Source organism: Bordetella sp. BOR01 (assembly GCF_019218885.1).
GTDB lineage: Bacteria > Pseudomonadota > Gammaproteobacteria > Burkholderiales > Burkholderiaceae_B > Bordetella_A.
Genome location: NZ_JAHUWT010000004.1, coordinates 481519 through 501167 on the forward strand (window position 1 = coordinate 481519; position 19649 = coordinate 501167).

A 19649-nucleotide genomic window follows, 5' to 3' on the forward strand; every position below is an offset into this window, starting at 1 on the left:
CATCGAAGAACGCATCTCGTACAGCGGGTGCCTGCTGCAGGCTCACATTGATTCAATGTTCAAGATTGAAGGCGCGGCAGATTCTCCCTAGGATCCGCTTGTTGGCACCACAACAACGGAGACAACCATGAGTAATCACCGCCGTTCAGTGCTGGCCGCGCTCTGCGCCAGTGCCGCCGTGGCAGCGCTGCCCAGGCTGGCCCGCGCCCAGGCCTTTCCGGACAAGCCGATACGCATCATCGTTCCGCTACCCCCCGGAGGATCCAACGATGTGCTGGCGCGCATCCTGGGCCAGAAGATGTCCGAGTCCTTCGGCCAGACCGTGGTCGTGGAGAACAAGCCCGGTGCCGCCGGCAACATCGCCACCGATTATCTGGCCAAGTCCGAGGCCGATGGCTATACCATCGCCATCGCGCCCAACCAGACGGTAGCAGTCAACCCGGTGCTTTATCCGGATCTTCCCTTTGATGTGCTGAAGGACGTGCAGGGCATCACGATGCTGGGCCGCGTGCCCATGGTGTTGGTCGTGTCGCCCAGAATATCTGCCTCGTCGATCGGCGCACTCATCGCGCTGGCCAAGGCCAGGCCCGACGGCCTGTCGTATGCATCGGCGGGCTCCGGCAGCCCGCAGCACATGGCGGCCGAGGTCTTCAAGTCGATGACAGGCGCCAGCCTGACGCACATCCCGTACAAGGGGTCGGCCCCCGCCTTGGTCGACGTGCTGGCGGGCAGGGTCGACGTGATGTTTTGCCCGATCAATTCGGCGCTGCCGCATATCCGCAGCGGCAAGCTGCGTGCGCTGGGCACCACGGGCCTGTCGCGCATCGCCCTGCTGCCCGATGTGCCGGCCATTGCCGAGAGCGTGCCCGGTTTCGAAAGCGATATCTGGATCGGCATGGTTGCACCGGCCGGGACACCCGCGGCGGTGATACAGAAGCTCAATGCCGAGCTTCGCCGCGCGCTGGAACTGCCCGATGTGCGCAAGACCCTGGCCGAACAGGGAATACTGGCCGAATCCAGCAGCGCCGCCGACTTCAACAATCTGATCGCCAGCGACCAGAAGCGCTGGGCCGGCGTCATTGCGGCCGCACGCATCAAACCCGACTGAAAGCCTGCTGGCAGACCTACATCGCGCTGCCATTCATCGACCTGATTTCAAGCTGGAGACTTCATGACCGCTACTTCTGTGGCATCGGTGCGCCGCGACATTCCCGTACCTTCCGAATCCGACGGCACGCCCTGGTGCAGCGATGCCATCGCCGATATGCTGCGCGCCCTGGAGATTCCGTACGTGCTACTGAATCCGGGCGCCAGCTTCCGGGGGCTGCACGACAGCATCGTCAATCACCTGGGCAATGAAAAACCCCAGATGATCGTGGTGCTGCACGAGGAACATGCCGTGGCGATCGCTCATGGCTATACCAAGGTGGCGGGCAGGCCGTTGGCGGCCATCCTGCACAGCAACGTGGGCTTGATGCACGGTTCGATGGCGATTTTCGATGCCTGGGTCGACCGCGTTCCGGTGATTGTGCTGGGCGCCACCGGCCCTGTCGATGCCGCGAAGCGCCGGCCATGGATAGACTGGATCCACACCGCGCAAGACCAGGCCGCCCTGGTGCGCCACTTCATCAAGTGGGACGCGCAGCCTGCCTCGATCCTGGCTGCCCAGGAAGCCTTGCTGCGCGCCAGGCAAATTGCCACGACCGCGCCGCAGGGCCCGGTGTATGTCTGCTTCGACGCCGCGCTGCAGGAATCCAGGCTGGCCGCCAGGCCCGCCAGGCCCGATCCAGCACGCTATCTGGCGCCGCCGCCCGCGCGGCCCGCCGACGATGTGATCCGCCAGGCCGCCGCCCTGCTCTCTGGAGCACGCCGGCCCGTCATCCTGGCCGGACGCGTCAGTCGCGACGAGACGGGTTGGAGGCAGCGCATCCAGTTGGCCGAGGCACTGAATGCCGAAGTCTTGACCGACCTGAAGGTGGGTTGTGCCTTCCCCACCGATCATCCCTTGCACGCCGCGCCCGGCGGGCACTTCCTGAACGCCACCGCAAAGGAAGTGCTGCGTGGCGCGGACGTAGTGCTCAGCCTGGATTGGCTGGATCTTGCCGGCACATTGCAGCAGGCCTGGGAAGGCGAAGCCGTCGCCAGCAAGATCATCCAGGTGTCGGTCGACCATTACAGCCATAACGGCTGGAGCATGGATCACCAGGGCCTGCCTCCGGTCGACGTGTTCCTGCTAAGCGAGCCTGAAGCGGCTGTCGACCTGCTCAACCGGCAGGTGACGCCGCGCCCGGCGTCCTTGCCCAAGCGCGCGGCACCGGCCCCCGCGGCGCAGGCAGCGCCGCAAGGGCCCTTGACCGTGCCTGTCCTGGCGGCTGTCCTGGACCGTGCGATCGGCCAGCAGAAAACCTGCCTGATGCGCCTGCCCCTGAGCTGGAGCGGCGATTTGTGGCACTTTCGCCATCCCCTTGATTTCCTGGGCTACGACGGCGGCGGGGGTATCGGCTCGGGGCCGGGCATGGCAATCGGATCGGCGCTTGCGCTCAAGGGCACCGATCGCCTGCCGGTAGCCGTGATCGGCGACGGCGACTACATGATGGGAGTCAATGCGCTCTGGACCGCGGCCAATGCCCAGATACCGATGCTGATGGTGGTATGCAACAACAGGTCGTTCTTCAACGACGAGTTGCACCAGGAACGCATGGCCCGCCAGCGCAACCGTCCTGTCGAGAACCGCTGGATAGGCCAGCGTATTGCCGACCCCGAACCCGACCTGGCGTCGATGGCACGCGCGCAGGGCTTGACTGCCTACGGCCCTGTCGAAGACGCGGACGCGCTTGAGCAGGTGCTGCGCGAGGCGATAGCGGCAGCCAGGAACGGCGCGGCGGTCGTGGTCGACGCACGCGTGCAAGCCGGCTACAGCCCTGCCATGACGGCCGGCATGACTCGTTCGGATGACTGAGCGTCCCGCCCTGGCGCCGGATCATTATCAGGAGGAACCTTAATGCACCCCCATCACATTCCCGATGGCGTCCTGCCCACGCAGCGTGGCCTGTATTACGGCGGCGCATGGCATGAACCGCAGGCAGGCACCTACGCCGACACCATCAATCCGGCCTGCAATCAGGTCATCGCCAGCGCGCCCATCGCCGATGCGGCCGATGTCGATGCCGCAGTCCAGGCGGCCCACGCCGCGTTTCCCGTGTGGGCAGCGACCCCGCCTGCCGAGCGCGCGCGCCACCTGCGCAAGGCCGCGGCGGTGTTGCGCGACCATGCGATACCGCTGGCGCAGCTCGACGCGCTGAACAACGGAAATCCGGTCTCGGCACTGGCGAACGACGCCGGCTTTGCCGCGGACTGCCTGGAATATTTCGCAGGCCTCGCCACGGAAATCAAGGGCGAGACGATCCCCATGGGCGACGGCAACCTGAACTATACGATCCAGGAACCGCTGGGCGTGATCGCGCGCATCGTCGCGTACAACCATCCGCTTATGTTTGCCGCCGCGCGCCTGGCTGCCCCATTGGCGGCCGGCAACACCGTGGTGGTGAAGGCGCCCGACCAGGCGCCGCTGTCGATCCTGAAACTGGCCGAGCTGGTGGGCGCGATCTTTCCGCCCGGGGTGGTCAATTTTCTGTGCGGCGGGCGCGAGTGCGGCGATGCAATGAGCAGGCATCCCCTGGTGCGCAAGGTTACCCTGATCGGCGGCGTTCCCACCGGCAAGGCCGTGATGAAAACCGCCTCGGACAACCTCAAACCCGTGTTGCTGGAACTGGGCGGAAAGAACGCGCTGATCGCCTATCCCGATGCAGACCTAGAACGCCTGGTGGACGGCATCATCGGCGGCATGAACTTCACCTGGTCCGGCCAGAGCTGCGGGTCGACCAGCCGGGTCTTTCTGCACGAGTCGATTCACGACACCGTCCTGGACAAGGTGGCAAGCCTGCTGCCGCAGCGCCATCGGCCGGGTGTTCCTGTTAATCCGGCCACCACCATGGGCTCGCTGGTCAGCCGCGCGCAACTGGAAAAGGTAGAGCATTACGTCAAGATCGGCCTGGCGGACGGTGCAAGACTGGTCTGCGGTGGAAAACGGCCCGCCGACCCGGCGCTGAAAGACGGCTTCTTCTACGAGGCCACTGTGTTCGCCGATATGCAACCGCACATGCGCCTGGCACAGGAAGAGGTCTTCGGCCCCGTCATGTCGGTGTTCCGGTGGAAGGACGAAAGCACCTTGTTCGAACAGGTCAACGGCGTGGATTTTGGCTTGACCGGATCGATCTGGACGCAAGACCTGGACACCGCTCATCGCGCGGCCAGGCGCATCCAGACCGGGTATGTCTGGATCAACAACTCCAGCCAGCACTTCATGGGCGCCCCGTTCGGCGGTGTAAAGCAATCCGGCATTGGCCGCGAGGAGTGCTTTGCCGAGCTGCTTGAATTCACATACTGCAAGAATGTGAACCTGAAGTTCCGATAGCCTCGGCAATGCGACGAAAGCGCCCATAGCCTCGACGAAATCGGGGAAATCGCCGCAACGCGCCGATTTCGAATGGCAAAGCCTAGCCTCGGGGCCTTTCCGCGTGCCCCTGCCCGGCTTCCAGCCTGCCGTGCCAGCGCGCCAGCCACGCACCGGTGGCGGCCCATGCCAACGCAATACCCGCGCCTATGCCCAGCGCCAGTGTGGGTTGATCGGCGATCAGGTCCACGCCGCGCTTGACCCAGCCGCTTAGCGCATCGCCGCCGCGGTACACGACCGTGTCGTTGAAGTTCTTGGCCTTGTATTTTTGTTCGGCCGGCAGCACGGTGTAGAGCATTTCGCGGCCGGGCCGCACCAGTGCGTATTCGCCGGCGCGGCGTGCCACCATGACCACGACAAAAACGGCAAACACGGGGGCCAGCGCCAGCCACAGGAAACCCGCCACCAGCAGCAGCGGCACCACCGTCAGCAACACCCCTACGCCCAGCCGCTGCGCGATGCGGCCGGTCAGGAACACCTGGGTAAGAATGGCCAGGCCCTGTACCACGACATCGATCAGCCCGAACACCTGGGTCTGGCGCGCACGGTCGGGAAAGTGTTCCGCCACCATGCGCGCCTGCTCGAAATACAAGAACGTACTGACACTGGCCAGCAGCGTCACGAACAGCGCGATGCCCAGCAGATACCGGGAGCACAGCAGTTCGGAGATACCGGCAAACGGGTTGCCGCCCAGCGGCCGATGGCGCTGCGCGGCGTCGGCCGGCACGATATCGGCGGCGGGATGATGGTCTCGCCAGCGGTGCAGCCAGGCCGCCGCCCCGGCGCTGGCGGCCAGCAGCACCGCAGCCAGCAACAGCAGGCCGCCGTGGCCCAGGGGCACGACCAGCAAGGCCCCCAGCATCGGCCCCGCCAGCCCGCCCAGGCTGGCGCCGCCCGCTATCAGCGCGAACAGCCGCCGCGCCTGCTCGCCGGCAAACAAATCGGCCAGCACGCTCCAGGCCAGCGAAATGGCCATCAGGTTGAATACCGACAGCCAGATATAGAACACCCGTCCCGCCCACACACTATCGGGGTGTATCCATAGCATCGCTGCGAACCCCGCCAGGTTCAGCGCGAAGAAACCGTATACCCACGATACGATGTGCCGGCGCGGCACCGTCGAGGCCACCCAGCCGAACAGCGGCAAGGCCGCCAGCGTCGCGACGAAAGTGCCGGTGAACAGCCACTGCAGATTGTCCACGCCGCCTGCCACGCCCATGGTCTCGCGGACCGGCCGCAGCATGAAATACGCCGTGAACAACAGGAAGAACATTGCCAGGCCGGCGGCTACCGCCGGCGACTCGCCCTGGTGCAGATTGAACAGGCGGGACAGGAAGCCTGGCCGCCGCGCGGCGGGATGGGCCATCGCGTCGCGCTCAGGCAAACAGTGATCGCAGCGACTGGCGCTGCTGGGCGCTCAGCATGGGCCCCACGCCCGCCTTCAGGTTGTCGCTTTGCCGGTCCGGGCGGCTGGTGGCCGGGATCACCGCCGTGACGGCCGGATGGCCAAGGGCGAAGCGCAGGAAAGCCTGCGCCCACGACGAGATGCCCGCTTCTGCCGCCCAGCCTGGCAGCGGCTTGCCGGCCACCTGGCGAAACAGCCGGCCATCGTCGAAAGCGCGGTTTACCAGCACCGCCACGCCCAGTTCTTGCGCCATGGGAAACAGCCGCTTTTCGGCACCGGTGGATATCACCGAATAGTTGATCTGCAGGAAATCCGGCTTCGCGGCCAGCACCGCATCGGCCAGTTCGCCTTGCCCCCCTTCGTTGTAGTGCGTCAGGCCCGAATAGCGCGTCCGGCCCTGCGCCTTCAATTCATTGATGAGCGCAAGCTGCGTCTTCCAGTCGACCAGGTTGTGCACCTGCAGCAGCTCGACCTTGTCGGTCTTCAAGCGCCGCAGCGACTCCTGGAACTGCGCCTGGCCGGCAGCGCGGCCCGAAGCCCCGATCTTGGTGCACAGGAAGGCGCGCTCGCGCAAGCCCAGTTCGGCCAGCAGGTCGCCCACCACGGCTTCCGACTGCCCGTAGCTGGGCGCAGTGTCTATCACGGTGGCGCCGGCAGCGAAGAAGCGCTGCATGACCTCGCGCAATGGTGCCCGTTCGGCCTGGCCGGTTCCGACGTTGAAGCTGTCGGCCGTGCCCATGCCGATGAGGGGCACGGCCTGCCCAGAAGAGGGAATGCGCCGGGTCTGCAGCGCAGGCGTGGCGCCATCGGCGGCCCGGGCCGCGCGCGGCAGGTTGGCGCCCATGCCCAGCGCGGACAGGCCAGAGAGAAAGTGGCGGCGTGTGAACATCCGGGCACTCCTTGCCGAAACCCGGCCGACTGCGTTGGCCGGCTTGCCGTCGACGCACTCAATGCGCGGCCAACGCGTCCTTGACGATGGCCCCGTCCTTCATGATCAGGACGAAGTTCTTGTCCGGATCGCCGATCAGCGCAATGTTTTCGAGCGGGTTGCCATCCACCAGCAGCAGGTCGGCCAGCGCGCCCTCGCGCACCACGCCCAATTCGCCGGGATAGGGATTGCGCTTGCCCGACAGGGCCAGCAGTTGCGCATTGGTGCCCGTTGCCATGATCAGGGTCTCGGCAGGCGAATACCAGCGCGTCAGGCTGGCCAGCAGGCGCCCCTGCTGCGCGGCCAAGGCGCTGGAAAACAGAATGTCGGTGCCGAACGCGGTTTTCAGCTTGTACTTGACGGCCAGCCGGTAGGTGCTGTCGGTGCCCGCAAAGACTTCCTGAGCCTTTTCCCATTCATTCGAGCCGCGCGGAAAGGCGTCGGCCAGCTCGTCGGGAAAGGCCTGGGTGCTGAGCCAGGTTCCTGTTTCGGCCATCTTCCGGGCGGTTTCCTCGTCCATCAGGCTGCCGTGCTCGATGGATTGCACCCCGGCCCGGATGGCGCGCTGGATGGCTTCGGGTGTATAGGCATGCACGGCCACATAAGTGCCCCAGTCGGCGGCCGATTGCACCGCGGCACGCAGTTCGGCTTCGCTGAATGTCACCACGTCCAGGGGGCTGTGCGGCGACGACACGCCACCGCCACCCGTCAGCTTGATCTGCGAGGCGCCATGCATGAGTTGTTCGCGCACGCGCAGCCGCACCTCGTCCGGGCTGTCGGCGATGGCGCTGTCGCCGGCAATGTCATGCCTCGAAGCGGGTTCTCCCTGGGTGCGCGGCAGGTCGGAAGGATTGCGGAAGTCGCCGTGCCCGCCGGTGACGCTGATCATGGCCCCGGACGGGTAGATGCGCGGCCCGGGGATGACGCCGCGGTCGATGGCGTTCTTGAGCCCGAAGACCGCGCCGCCCACGTCGCGTACCGTGGTGAAGCCGCGCATCAGGGTCTTGCGGGCCTCGATGCCCGCGACGATATTCAAGTACCCGGCATCGGCGGTCAGTGCCGCGCCGATGGGCACTCCCACGAACATGCTGTGCCAATGCGCATCGATCAGTCCGGGCATCAAGGTACGCCCGCCGCCGTCGATGACGCGCGCGCCCTCGGCCGACACCTGGCCCTGGGCCACTTTCTCGATGACATTGCCGCGCACCAGCACGCTGCCCGGGCCGGACAAGGTGGGAGAAGTACCGTCGAAGACGCGCACGTTCTCGAACAGGATCAACGATGCAGGGGCCTTGGCATTGCCGGCCGCGCCATCGGCGCCGGCGGCATCTTGCGGGCTTGGCCAGTCGTGCGCGATGGCGGAACCACCGCATAGCAGCGCACCCAGGAAAATCGACCTCAGTACCGGCATTGCACGCACAGGTAGTCTCCTGTCATGGTGTATGGCCGCGTCTTCAGTGGAACTGCGCTCAACGGTGCGCGGCCAGGGGTATTGCGCTTGACGATACGCGATGGCAAATGGCCATGCAAGAAGATTGCACAGGCAGACCGTGCCGCGTCGGTATTGCCAACTTGCGCATAGTAGGAGTATTAATATGCCCTGCGGGCCTCTAGCTACCGGCGGCCGCCAGGTGCCGGATCCGAATTGCGTGGATATTTTCAAGGAGCAATGCCGATGAAAAGCGTCCCCTTTCTGTTGATGACGGCCCTGCTGGCCGGTTGCGCGTCCACGGCAGGCTCCAGGGACGACCTGGCGCGCTACGGCACCGCCCCAAGCGAAGACGACCTGTACCAGATGATGTCGCAGTACCGGGACACCCTGCCCCCGACTCGCTACGTCTCTTACCGCGACAAAGGCTATGCGGACTCGGTCAAGAAGGTCAGCTATACCGACGAGCAAGGCCAGTTCCAGCACGGCTGGGAATACGATTTCGAGGTGGCCAGCTACGACACGATGGACAAGGCGTCCGCCGACTGGAGCCCCCGGCGCGTGATTTTCTTCAACGGGCGCCCGCTGCGGATCGTGGACCAGGCAGGCAGTCCCATCCGCCTGGAATCCCAGGCCCCGCCTTCCACCACCACGACGATCACTCCCACCCCGACCCCCTCTTCCACTTCCAACCCGCGTCGCTGACCGCGCGCTGATCATGGCGTGACCTTTCTTATCTTTCCGGAGCGAACCTCATGCATGAGCGCAGAAATGTCAGGGCAGCGGGTGCCATCAAGACCATGGCGGTCGGACTCGGGTTGCTTGCAGCGGCCGTGCTGGCCGGTTGCGCGAATCCGCACGCGTCATCGCGCGTCTATACCTTTGAACAGACCCAGCGCGCGCAGACCGTCGTGCTGGGCCACGTAACCGGCGTGCGCCCCATCGTCATCCAGGCCAGCAGCACCAGCGGCCTGGGGGCTGCGGCGGGCGGCGTGCTGGGCGGAGTGGCGGGCAGCGCCATAGGCGGAGGCTCGGGCCGGCGCCTGACCACCGTGGGCGGTGCGATCGGTGGCGCAATGGTGGGCAATGCGGCCGAAAATGCCCGCAGCACGCGACAGGGTGTGGAAATCACGCTGCAGCTCGACAATGGCGGGACCCGCGTCGTGGCGCAAGAGGCCGACGTGCCCGTGTTCGTGGGCCAGCGGGTCCAGGTCATTACCCACGGCGGCGTTACGCGCGTGGCCCCGCTGTAGTCCAGTTGCCGGCGCCCGGTTATAGCGGGAACAATACCGGTATCAACAGCACGCTGATGATGAGCGCGATCGCCATCATCGGCGTGCCTATCTTCAAGTAATCGCTGAATCGGTAGCCGCCGGCCACACTGACCAGGGCATTGGACGGGGTCGATACCGGCGACATGAAGGCTGCCGTGGATGCAATGGCCACCGTCATGGCGAAAGCATAGGGCGAGACGTGCAGTTCCTGGGCCACGCTGATCGCGATGGGGCCCATCAGTACCGCCGTGGCGGTGCTGGAAATCGCAATGCCCAGGATCACGGTGGCCAGGAACACGATGCCGAGCTGCCCATAGACACCCCACGATCCGGAAAGATGAAGCAGCAGATCGGCCGCCAGGTCTACCCCGCCGCTGCGCTTGAGCGCCACGGCAAACGGCAGCATGCCGACGATCAGGATCAGGCTGCGCCAATTGATCGCCCGGTAGGCCACATCCAGCGTGACGCAACCGAACAGTCCCATCAGCAGGCAGCCGATCAGGCCGGCCATGACATTCGGCACCCAATCGGTCAGCAGCAACAGCACTACCACGCACAGCGCGAACAAGGCATGCCGGGCCTTGTCGGGCACCGGCACCAGCGCATCGGTCTCGATCGGCAGCGCCAGGCTGACCAGGTCATGCTCTTCGGACTGCAGCGAGAAAATGCCCTTCCACGGGCCTACTACCAATAGCGTATCGCCGACCCGGATCCGCGCGCCCTGCAGCCTGCCCAGGGCCTTGTCGCCGCGCCAGACTCCCACGACCGACAGGCCATTGTGCTTCAGGGCATCCGAATCGCGCACCGCGGTGCCAACCAGGCGGGATTCGGGAGGAATGATCACCTCGACCATGCCCACGTCGCGAGCCTGGTCCGAGAAATAGGCTTCGGACATCGGCAATTGCTCGAGCCCTTGCGCTGCGCAGAACTGGCCGATGTCGAATGCCGCGGTGTCCGCATCCAGCAGCAGGATATCGCCGGGCTCCATGACACTGTCGGGGGTGGCATGCAGCACTGACCTGGCAAAGCGCGAGCGTCGTTCAATGGCGATGACGCATGCCTGGCTATCCACTCCCAGGCCGCAGGCACTCAGGCTGCGGCCTGCCAGGCCCGAGCCGCCGGCGACCTGCAGGCGGTGGGCCCGGCTCTGCAACGCGTACCGGGCCGCCCAGTTGCCGATACTGGGCCTGGCCCTGCTGCGCGCGGTGCGCTCTGCGCCCAGCAGATGCCGGGCCGCCAGCATGTAGACCATGCCCGCCGCCATGATGGCGATGCCGATGGGCGTGAATTCGAAGAAATAGAACCCGGCGTAGCCGTTATAGACCAGCGCGCCGTTGATGACCAGGTTCGAGGTGGTGGCCACCAGGGTCAGCATGCCGCTGATGGCCGCCGCCGTTCCCAGAGGCATCAGCATCTTCCGGCTGGCCATGCCCGCCTGACGGGAGATGCGCAACACGATAGGGATGAAAATGGCCACCACCGCGGTCGAGCTCATTATCGACCCCATCAAGCCGACGGCCCCCATCAGCATGATGGTCAGCCGGCTTTCGCTGGTGCCGGCACGGCGGACGAGCCAATCGCCGACGTGTTGCGCAATTCCCGTGCGGGCCAGCCCCTCGCCGATGACGAACAGGCAGGCGATCAATATGACATTGGGATTGGCAAAGCCATCGAGCGCTTCGCGCATCGACACCATGCCGGTCAAGGGCAAGAGCACCAGCACGAGCAAGGCCACGGCGTCCGCACGCGGGCGCCCGATCAGGAACAGTACGATGGCCCCGCCCAGGATGGCCAGGACAATGGCAAGGTCGCCGGTTATCACGTTAAGCGTCGTCAGTATCGGGCTGGTTGGCGGGGCCTAGAGCCTCATGTTTCCGGTCGTGATGCCCCATATGCCGGCCAGGCTGCCCAGCACGATAATCAAGAGGATGGGCCATTCGAAACCGGCGAATACGGCACCGTGCTGCTCGCGCCGCGCGATGATGAACAGGATGGTGCCCGGCGCGTAGATCAGTGCCGACAGCACGAAATAGCTGAAACCGCCCGCCAGGATCATGCCTATTGCATATATCGTGGCCACGGCTGCGATGCACAGCTCGAATTTGCGCCGGGAACTCCATCCGTCGTAGGCTTCCCCCCGTACCGCCATCAGCAGGCCGAAGCCGGCCACGAAGAAGTACGGGATCAGGCTCATGGAGCTGGCCAGGTTCTTGACCAGGACGAAGGTGTCCTGCGTGAACAGCGTGCCCAGCAGGAATAGCTGGACGATACCGTTGCTGAGCCACAGCGCCCGGTCGGGCACGCCGTGCTTGTTCTGCCGGCTGAGAAAGCTGGGCATGGTATTGGCGCGCGACGCGGCATGCAGGACCTCGGCCGCCAGGAGTATCCACGACAGATAGGCACCGGCCACCGACACCATCAGGCCCACGCTGACCAGCACGCTTCCCCAGGGCCCCACCGCGGCCCGCAGCACCCCTGCCATCGAAGGGTTGCGCAGGGTGGCAAGCTCGGCACGCGGCAGTATCCCGTACGACAGCAATGTCACGGATACCAGCAGCGCCAGGACCAGCAGGAATCCCGTCACGGTGGCCACCGCCACGTCGTCGCGGCGCTTGGCGTAGCGGGAATAGACGCTTGCGCCCTCGACACCCAGGAACACGAAGACCGTGATCAGCATGGTGCTGCGCACTTGCTCGAGCAAGCTGCCCTTGTCGGGGCTGGCGCCTTCCTGGATGTTCGCCCTGAGCACATCCATGTCCATGGCGAACGCCACGCAGACGATGAAGATGAGAATGGGCACGATCTTGGCGATCGTCACCACCGTGTTCATCCCGGCGGCCTGCCGGATGCCGCGCAAGATGCCGAAATGCGTGGTCCACAGCAGGATCGACGACACCAGCACCGCCGGCACCGTATCGCCGTCGCCGAAAAAAGGGAACACAGCGCCCAGGGTGGCCTTGAACACCACGAAGTAGCTGACGTTGCCCAGGCAGGCCGCTGTCCAGTAGCCCAGCGCGGCGAGAAAACCGATGTAGCGCCCGAACCCGGCCTTGGCATAGGCAAAGATGCCGGAGTCCAGGTCGGGACGCCGGCGCGCCAGGAACTGGAACACCATGGCCAGTGTCAACATGCCGGTGCCGGCGATGGCCCAGGCTACCAGTCCGCCCAGGGGGCCGGTAGTCCGCGAGAATACGCTGGGCAATGAAAATATCCCTGCGCCAACCATCGAACCCACGACCATGGCGACCAGCGCCATCCGGGAGAGCTTTGCAGTTTCCGCGTTCAAGACAGTCTCCCGTGCCAGCGGGCAAGAAGATCAAACAGGGATCCCCGGGGCGCGGCCGGCCGCGCCCCGGATTAGCGTGCTTGCAGGCTTGCTACTCGTACGCGTCGCGCGCGATCGGGCATGTCATGCAATGCCCGCCGCCCCGCCCTCTTCCGAGCTCGGCCCCCACAAAGGTAATGACTTCGATACCGGCTTTCCGCAGCAGCGTGTTGGTGTAGACGTTGCGATCGTAGGCCAGCACGACGCCCGGGGAAATGCAGACCAGGTTGGCCCCGCTATCCCATTGCGTGCGCTCTCGCAGGTAGGCATTCCCCCCGGTTTCGACCACCCGCATTTTCGATACACCCAGGGCCTGGCCGATGACATCGGTCAACGAGCCCTCATCTTTGTGCAGTTCCAGTTGGCCCGGCTTGTCGCCCGGGCGGTACGAGAACGCCTGGATGTTGTTGACGATGTCGGGATAGGCCAGCAGGCAATCCCTGTCGGCGAAAGTCAGCACCGTATCGAGGTGCATGGCCGCGCGCAGTTTCGGCATGGCGGCCACGATGACCCGGTCGGCCACATTGCGCTCGAAGAGCGACGCCGAAAGCTGGCTGATCGCCTGGCGCGAGGTCCGTTCGCTCATGCCGATGAGCACGGTGCGGTTGCCGATGGGCATGACGTCGCCGCCCTCCAGGGTTGCCAGCCCATGGTCCTGGGTCGGGTCGCCCCACCATACATTCACCTTGCCCGCGAATGTCGGGTGGAACTTGTAGATGGCGGACGTCAGGATGGTTTCTTCGTGCCGCGCCGGCCAGTAAAGCGCGTTCAACGTGGCGCCGTTGTATATCCAGCATGTGGTGTCGCGGGTATACAGCGTATTGGGCAGCGGCGGCAGCAGGTATTCGGTGACGCCGGCCGCCTCTTTGATCAGCGCCAGTTGCTCGCCGCCGATCGACTCGGGAAATTCTTCGGTGGACAGCCCGCCGATGAGCGTTTCCGCCAGCTTGCGCGAGGGCAGTCCGTCGAGATAACTGCGGATCTCGTCGAGCAGCCCCAGGCCGACCTGGTTGGCTACCACCTGGTTGTCCAGGATCCACTTCCTGGCTTCGGCGATTTCCACCGTCTCGGCCAGCAGATTATGCATCTCGACCACCTCGACGCCACGGTCGCGCATCTTGGTGATGAAGTCGAAGTGGTCTCTCTTGGCGTTATCGACCCACATAACGTCGTCGAAGAGCAACGCATCGCAATTGGATGGTGTCAGCCGTTCATGAGCGCGTCCGGGTGCGCAGACCATTACCATGCGCAACTGCCCGACTTCCGAATGAACGCCAAATTCTATGTTTCCAGTCATGGTCGACTCCTAGTTAAATCGCGATCCAGCCGCGAACCAGACCCACAATGGCTGCGATGCAGCCTATCCATGCCACGATGAACACTGCGAGCTCGAACCCGGTGAACAGCTTCCGTCCTTGTTCACGCCGGGCCCAGTAGTACAAGGCAGACCCAGGCGCATACAAGAGTGCCGAGAGCAGAACGAATTTCAAACCTCCTGCAAAAATCATGAAAGTGGTGTAAACCGCCGCGATACCTGCCAGCACCAGGTCGCGGTTCTGGCCTACGCCGTTCTCGTAGGTCTCGCCGCGCTTGGCCAGCATGAAGCCGTAGGCGGCCACCAACAGGTACGGAATCAGCGACATGGCGCTGGTCAGGCTGAGCATCAGGGCGAACGCATCGTTGGACCAGTACGTACTGATCACGAACAACTGCACGATGATGTTGGTCAGCCACAGTGCCGTCGCGGGCACGCCATTCTTGTTCTCGCGCGCGAAGGCGCGCGGCATGTCCTGGTTCTTCGAGGCCGCGAACAGCACTTCGGCGCAGATCAGCGACCAGGCCAGGTAGGCGCCCAGCACCGATATCAGCAGCCCCACGCTGATGAACACCGCGCCCCACGGCCCCACCACCGCAGACAGCACGCCGGCCATGGACGGCTGGCGCAGCGCCGCGATATCGCCTTGCTGCATCGCGGCATAGGGCAGCATCGTGACCAGCACCATCAGGAACAAGGCCGATACGAACCCTATCAGGGTGGCGATCCCCACGTGCGAGCGCTGCGAGGCATAGCGCGAGTAGACGCTGGCGCCTTCGATCCCCAGGAAGACGAACACCGTCACCAGCATGGTCAGCCTGACCTGCTCGAACAGGCTGGGCCCATCCAGCCCCTGCGCGCCCCACAGGTTGGCCTGGAACAGATCCAGTTTGAACGCGAATATCAGGATAAGGATGAACAGCAGGATCGGAATCACCTTGGCGACCGTGACCACGGCATTGATGAATGCCGCCTGCTGCACGCCCCGCAGGATCATGAAGTGGAACAGCCAGATCCCGACCGAGGCGGCCGCGATGGCGATCACGGTGTTGCCGTCGCCGAAGACCGGGAAGAACGCGCCCAGGGTCGATTTGATCAGCACCCAATAAGAGACGTTGCCGATGCAGCTACCTATCCAATACCCGAAGGCGGACAGGAAACCCAGATAGTCGCCAAAACCCGCCTTGGCGTAGGCGAACACGCCGGCATCGAGGTCGGGCTTGCGTTCGGCCAGGCTCTGGAACACGCGGGCCAGCGTATACATGCCGGCGCCCGCGATGACCCACGCAATAAGGGCGCCGATAACGCCCGTGGCTCCGCCGAAGGTGCGCGGCAAAGAGAATATGCCCGCGCCTATCATCGAGCCCACTACCATGCCTGTCAGGGCCATGAGCCCCAGCTTCTTTTCTGTGCTGCTTTCCATCATTCACCTCGCCTGCAGAGATAAACACAGATGCGGGCGCAAGATGCGGGCGCCCACGCTTACCGGCATCGCATTGGCATCTTGAGTAGCGGCTGGCGTAAGCCCGCATGCTGCGATCGGCAGATTTCCATACCGGATGGTCAACTTCGGTCAATAGGCTTCATGTCCTGTCCTCCCGTTGCCGTAGACGATGTATCGAAGGCTGTCATCATGGCGATCAGCATCGGCACACCGATGAAGGTGCCGGGAATTCCCCACACCAGCCCCCAGAAGAAAACCGCCGCCATCACCATCAGGGGCGACAGCGAAAACGCGCTGCCGGCCAGCCTGGGTTCCAGGTAGCAGCCGTAGATGACCTGGATGAAATTCAGGACGAACAACACCGCCAGACTGGCCTGCAGCGATTCGTACTGCACGAACGCGAACAGCGCCGGAAAGACGGTAGCGACCAGCGGCCCCAGGAACGGGATGTAATTGAGCAGGAACGCCAGCCCGCCCCAGGCGGTGGCGAGCTCCAGCCCCGCATACATCGCGAACAACCAGACGGTCACCCCGGTCAGCACGCTGGCCACCGTGCGGATGACCATATAGCGGCGCAGCTTGCCGGCTACCTGCCTGGCCCCCAAGACCCAGCGGCGGCCGTTCCTGGCCCCCAGCAGTTTTTCCACGCGGCCAGGCGCCTCGTCCAGCTCGAACAAGCCCAGCGCAACGAAAATGATGGTCAGGAAGGCCAGGCCCAGCATGCTGTTGATCCTGAGCGCGATTTCCTGCACGGCCCGCAGCAGCCACGAGGCGTTGATGTTGTCCAGGAACATGCGCAGCACGATGGCGCCCTGGGGATGCAAGCCTTCGGTTTCCAGGCTGAACAAGCGCTGGAACCTGCCCGCGTTGGCGATGATCCATTGGGCGATCAGCCCGAATCCCCAGCCCGCCAGAAACAGGAACACGGCCGCGCCCGCCGCGGTCAGCAGCAGCGTCACTATCGAGGCCAGCGGCGAAGGCATGCGCCGGCACAGCGCCGCCCGGGTAGGTGCCACCAGCGCAATCGTGAACAGCGCGAAGGCCAGCGGCACGAAAACCGAGCTGGCCAGATACAGCAGCCCCAGGATGAGTATGCCGCTGATGATGCGCAACGACAGCCCGGCCTGGGATCCGCCCAGCAGGTCCGAACGTCCGACGCGGGGGTGTCTCATCTTGGAATGACTCCATCTATGCGCTCGAGCATGTAAGAATAGAAAGGATTGGACGTCAGCCTGGCCAGCGAATCCATGCCGACCACGAACACGCCCACCTCGCCCCGCATGGACATCGCCCCCAGGCTGATACCGAACTCTTCGATATTGTCCGGATGCTGTCCGTACAGTGCGTCATTGGTCGGGAACGGCAAGGCCACGTGCGACAGCGAGTAGATGTCGCGCGGGTAGCTGATGCCGATGGGCCGGTCGGCCACCTCGACCGAGCCGGCCTCGGTGACCCGTTCGATCATGTCGCTGGATGAGGTGCTGACATTCGTGACGATGGTCAGGCGGTAATTGCGCCGCTCGCCCGGCAGCGTGCCCGCCAGGGTCCATTCCACCCCGCGGCGAAAGAGCGGCCCCAGCTTGGTGGCCCGGTTCAAGTCGAACAAGACCAGTTCGCTGCCGTTTTCGGGTAGCCGCGCATACAGCGCATTGATCAGCGCCCGCGTGCTGACCGTGAAATCCATCACCGAGTGAAAGCTGATGATGGGGGGAAGCTGGTCCAGGCCGCCATTGCGCCCGCGCGACGCCAGTTCGTCCTGCAATGCCATGGTCAGGCTGTACGACTCGCGCGCGGCCTTGACGGGAAAAGAGTTGTACTTGAACGGATTGAATTCCGGGACAATGCTCAGCCACGCCGCCTTGGCGAATGCCGGCAGGATCGCCGGCAGGCCGGCCAGGCCGGCGAAGCGCGCAAAGCGCGTCACCCCGATCATGGGCGATATCAGGACCAGCCGGTCGGGCGCGGCCAGGCTGGGGTCGTCGAGCGCCTGCAAGGCATACATCAGCGCCAGGGCGCCGCCATTGGAGAACCCCGCCATATGCAGCGGCCGGGGCGCCGGTACCCTGCGGCGCGCCTCGCGCACCGCCAGCCGCGTGGCGGCCGCCCAGTCGCGCCATTCGACGTCCGTCAGCGAAGCCGGCACAGTGCCATGGCCGGGCATCCGGATCGCCACCACCACATATCCCACTGACTGATAGTGAACGGCGATGTGCCTCAAGCTGTAGGGGGAGTCGGTAAGCCCGTGCAGCAGCACCACTGCGCCTTTCGGTTCGCCGGCCGGCGCCAGGATGTACGACCGGTTCCAGTCATGCGCGAAATGGTTGGGATTCACCCGGGAATCCTCGAAATAGCGATTGCTCTCGACCTTGTCTTCCTGGCCGATCTTCGCGCTGACATTCTGCCGCACCTGGGCAAACAACTTTTCTTCATGCGCGATATATTCCTGCCACGACATCTGGTCCAGCTCGTCGGCATGAAGCTCATCGGGCACATAGGTATGCCAGGCCGCCAGCGGCGGGCTTTGCTGGATGTTGTAGATGCGCAGGCCCAGCAGCGTGAGCACCACGGTAGCCAGCGTCCATCCCAGGATCTTCAGGGTTTTCTTCAACACCCTATTCATCCCCGCCTCCCAGCGCCACATATAGCGACACTCCGTTCTGCAACTGGGCGGCGCGCAGCAACAGCATCTGCTGTTCCGAGTTGAAAAGGCCGCGCCGCGCATCCACCACTTCAAGGTAGATGGAAATGCCGTTCTGATATCGCAGATCGGCCGTCTCGGCCAATCTGCGCTGGGCCTGCACCGCGGTCGCCTGGGCGATCAGCTGATCGCTATAGCGCTCGCGCCGCTCCAGCGCGGTGGCCACCTCGCTGAACGCGGTCTGTACCGTCTTCTGGTAATTTGCCACCAGTTCGTCGCGCCGCGCCACCGCCAGATCGACACCGGCGCGCCGCTGTCCCCAATCGAAGATGGGCAACCCCAGGGTGCCTCCCACGGTCCAGATCTGGCTGGGCGAGGACAACAGGTCCGACAGTTCCGACGAGGCATATCCGAATGTGCCGGTCAGCGAGATCCGGGGAAAGAACGCCGCCCGCGCGACGCCGATATTGGCATTGGCGGCGCGCAGCATGTCTTCCGCTTGCCGGATATCGGGTCGCATGACAAGCAGGAACGAAGGCAAACCGGCATCAAGGTCTTCGAACTGTCCGGCATTTTCGATGGGCCTGGCCGCCGGCATGGCGGTATCGACCTTGCCGCCCACCAGCACCCATAGCCGGTTCCAGTGCTCGGCCGTGGTGCGCCGCAATTCCGCGAGCTGTGTCTGCGCCTGCGTCAGCAGGATGGCGGACTGCTCATAATCCACTGACGAGGTCACCCCGGCATCCAGGCGGTACTTGGCGACTTGCAGCGCATAGGTACGCGTATCGACCGTATTGCGAGCCAGTTCTATGCCTTCTTCGCCGGCGCGCGCGGCGTAATACGTGGCGGCGATATTGGCGATCAGCGACAGGCGGAAGGCCCGTTTTCCTTCCACGGTAGCCAGGTATTGCTGCCGCGCGGCTTCACTCAAATTGCGCACCCGGCCCCAGAAATCGAGTTCGAACGCACTGACGCCGACCTGGACGCTGTACTGGTTGAACTGGATCGTGCGGCGGCTGTCGGCAAAGACCGGATCCAGGCTGGACAGCGGTGCCTGGTTGCGGCTGGCTCCTGCGCCGCCATCGACCCGGGGCAGGCGATTCGCCTGCTCGATCCGGTAGAACGCCCTGGCCTGCTCGATCCGCGCCACGGCTGCCGCCAGGTCCCGGTTGAGTTCCAGGCCCCGGGCCACCAGGAACTTGAGCTGTTCGTCGCCGAAGAACGCCTGCCATGTCAGATCTTGCGCCGGAACGCCGGCGGCGGCGTCCGGCCCGGAGAAGCTGTCGGGCACCGCTACCTCCGGTGTCCGGTACGACGGCGACAGGTCGCATGCGGACAATCCTGCGCATAACAGCACTAGCCATAGCGCGCGGCGCAT

The 19649-nt window shown here is 64.6% G+C and carries 15 protein-coding genes; 5 read left to right on the forward strand and 10 right to left on the reverse strand.

Annotated elements, in window-relative coordinates:
• Nucleotides 1–127 precede the first annotated feature (127 nt).
• From KW845_RS24015 to KW845_RS24025, 3 genes are all read left to right on the forward strand, one after another.
• Entirely contained in the window at nucleotides 128–1108 is a 981-nt protein-coding gene (locus KW845_RS24015) for a tripartite tricarboxylate transporter substrate binding protein (RefSeq protein ID WP_218371874.1), read from the forward strand.
• Nucleotides 1109–1171: 63 nt separating this feature from the next.
• The gene (locus KW845_RS24020; RefSeq protein ID WP_218371875.1) at nucleotides 1172–2959 is read left to right on the forward strand and encodes a thiamine pyrophosphate-binding protein; all 1788 of its coding nucleotides are present in this window, start codon (nucleotides 1172–1174) and stop codon (nucleotides 2957–2959) included.
• A gap of 42 nt (nucleotides 2960–3001) precedes the next feature.
• Nucleotides 3002–4474, forward strand: coding sequence for an aldehyde dehydrogenase family protein (locus KW845_RS24025; RefSeq protein ID WP_218371876.1), 1473 nt, complete (start codon nucleotides 3002–3004; stop codon nucleotides 4472–4474).
• Between the two features lie 82 nt (nucleotides 4475–4556).
• On the opposite strand, the gene KW845_RS24030 is transcribed toward KW845_RS24025, so the two are convergent.
• The 3 genes from KW845_RS24030 to KW845_RS24040 are packed head-to-tail and all read right to left on the reverse strand — an operon-like array spanning nucleotide 4557 to nucleotide 8257.
• Nucleotides 4557–5879, reverse strand: coding sequence for an NTP/NDP exchange transporter (locus KW845_RS24030; protein WP_218371877.1), 1323 nt, complete (start codon nucleotides 5877–5879; stop codon nucleotides 4557–4559).
• Between the two features lie 10 nt (nucleotides 5880–5889).
• Nucleotides 5890–6807, reverse strand: coding sequence for an aldo/keto reductase (locus tag KW845_RS24035; protein ID WP_218371878.1), 918 nt, complete (start codon nucleotides 6805–6807; stop codon nucleotides 5890–5892).
• Nucleotides 6808–6865: 58 nt separating this feature from the next.
• Entirely contained in the window at nucleotides 6866–8257 is a 1392-nt protein-coding gene (locus KW845_RS24040) for an amidohydrolase family protein (RefSeq protein WP_218372160.1), read from the reverse strand.
• Between the two features lie 264 nt (nucleotides 8258–8521).
• Between KW845_RS24040 and KW845_RS24045 the strand changes: the two genes are divergently transcribed.
• Both KW845_RS24045 and KW845_RS24050 read left to right on the forward strand, forming a co-directional pair.
• Nucleotides 8522–8980, forward strand: coding sequence for a hypothetical protein (locus KW845_RS24045; RefSeq protein WP_218371879.1), 459 nt, complete (start codon nucleotides 8522–8524; stop codon nucleotides 8978–8980).
• 95 nt (nucleotides 8981–9075) lie between these two features.
• On the forward strand, nucleotides 9076–9528 hold the full coding sequence (locus KW845_RS24050; RefSeq protein ID WP_255592941.1) for a glycine zipper 2TM domain-containing protein: 453 nt from the start codon (nucleotides 9076–9078) through the stop codon (nucleotides 9526–9528).
• A gap of 19 nt (nucleotides 9529–9547) precedes the next feature.
• Here the strand turns inward: KW845_RS24050 and KW845_RS24055 are convergent, their stop codons facing one another.
• The 7 genes from KW845_RS24055 to KW845_RS24085 all read right to left on the reverse strand — a co-directional run bounded on the left by KW845_RS24055 (nucleotide 9548) and on the right by KW845_RS24085 (nucleotide 19649).
• Entirely contained in the window at nucleotides 9548–11371 is a 1824-nt protein-coding gene (locus KW845_RS24055; RefSeq protein ID WP_370628283.1) for an SLC13 family permease, read from the reverse strand.
• A gap of 36 nt (nucleotides 11372–11407) precedes the next feature.
• Nucleotides 11408–12835, reverse strand: a complete 1428-nt coding sequence (locus tag KW845_RS24060) for a basic amino acid/polyamine antiporter (RefSeq protein ID WP_255592900.1) — start codon at nucleotides 12833–12835, stop codon at nucleotides 11408–11410.
• Between the two features lie 91 nt (nucleotides 12836–12926).
• Complete coding sequence (locus KW845_RS24065) at nucleotides 12927–14171, reverse strand: arginine deiminase (RefSeq protein WP_218371881.1); 1245 nt, start codon at nucleotides 14169–14171, stop codon at nucleotides 12927–12929.
• A gap of 13 nt (nucleotides 14172–14184) precedes the next feature.
• Nucleotides 14185–15612 carry a basic amino acid/polyamine antiporter gene (locus tag KW845_RS24070; protein WP_218372163.1) on the reverse strand — a complete coding sequence of 476 codons (1428 nt, stop codon included), beginning with the start codon at nucleotides 15610–15612 and terminating at the stop codon, nucleotides 14185–14187.
• A gap of 140 nt (nucleotides 15613–15752) precedes the next feature.
• Entirely contained in the window at nucleotides 15753–16805 is a 1053-nt protein-coding gene (locus KW845_RS24075) for an AI-2E family transporter (protein ID WP_218371882.1), read from the reverse strand.
• Entirely contained in the window at nucleotides 16802–18253 is a 1452-nt protein-coding gene (locus KW845_RS24080) for a carboxylesterase (RefSeq protein WP_218371883.1), read from the reverse strand. The genes KW845_RS24075 and KW845_RS24080 overlap by 4 nt, the downstream gene beginning before the upstream one ends.
• The gene (locus KW845_RS24085; RefSeq protein ID WP_218372164.1) at nucleotides 18246–19649 is read right to left on the reverse strand and encodes an efflux transporter outer membrane subunit; all 1404 of its coding nucleotides are present in this window, start codon (nucleotides 19647–19649) and stop codon (nucleotides 18246–18248) included. The genes KW845_RS24080 and KW845_RS24085 overlap by 8 nt, the downstream gene beginning before the upstream one ends.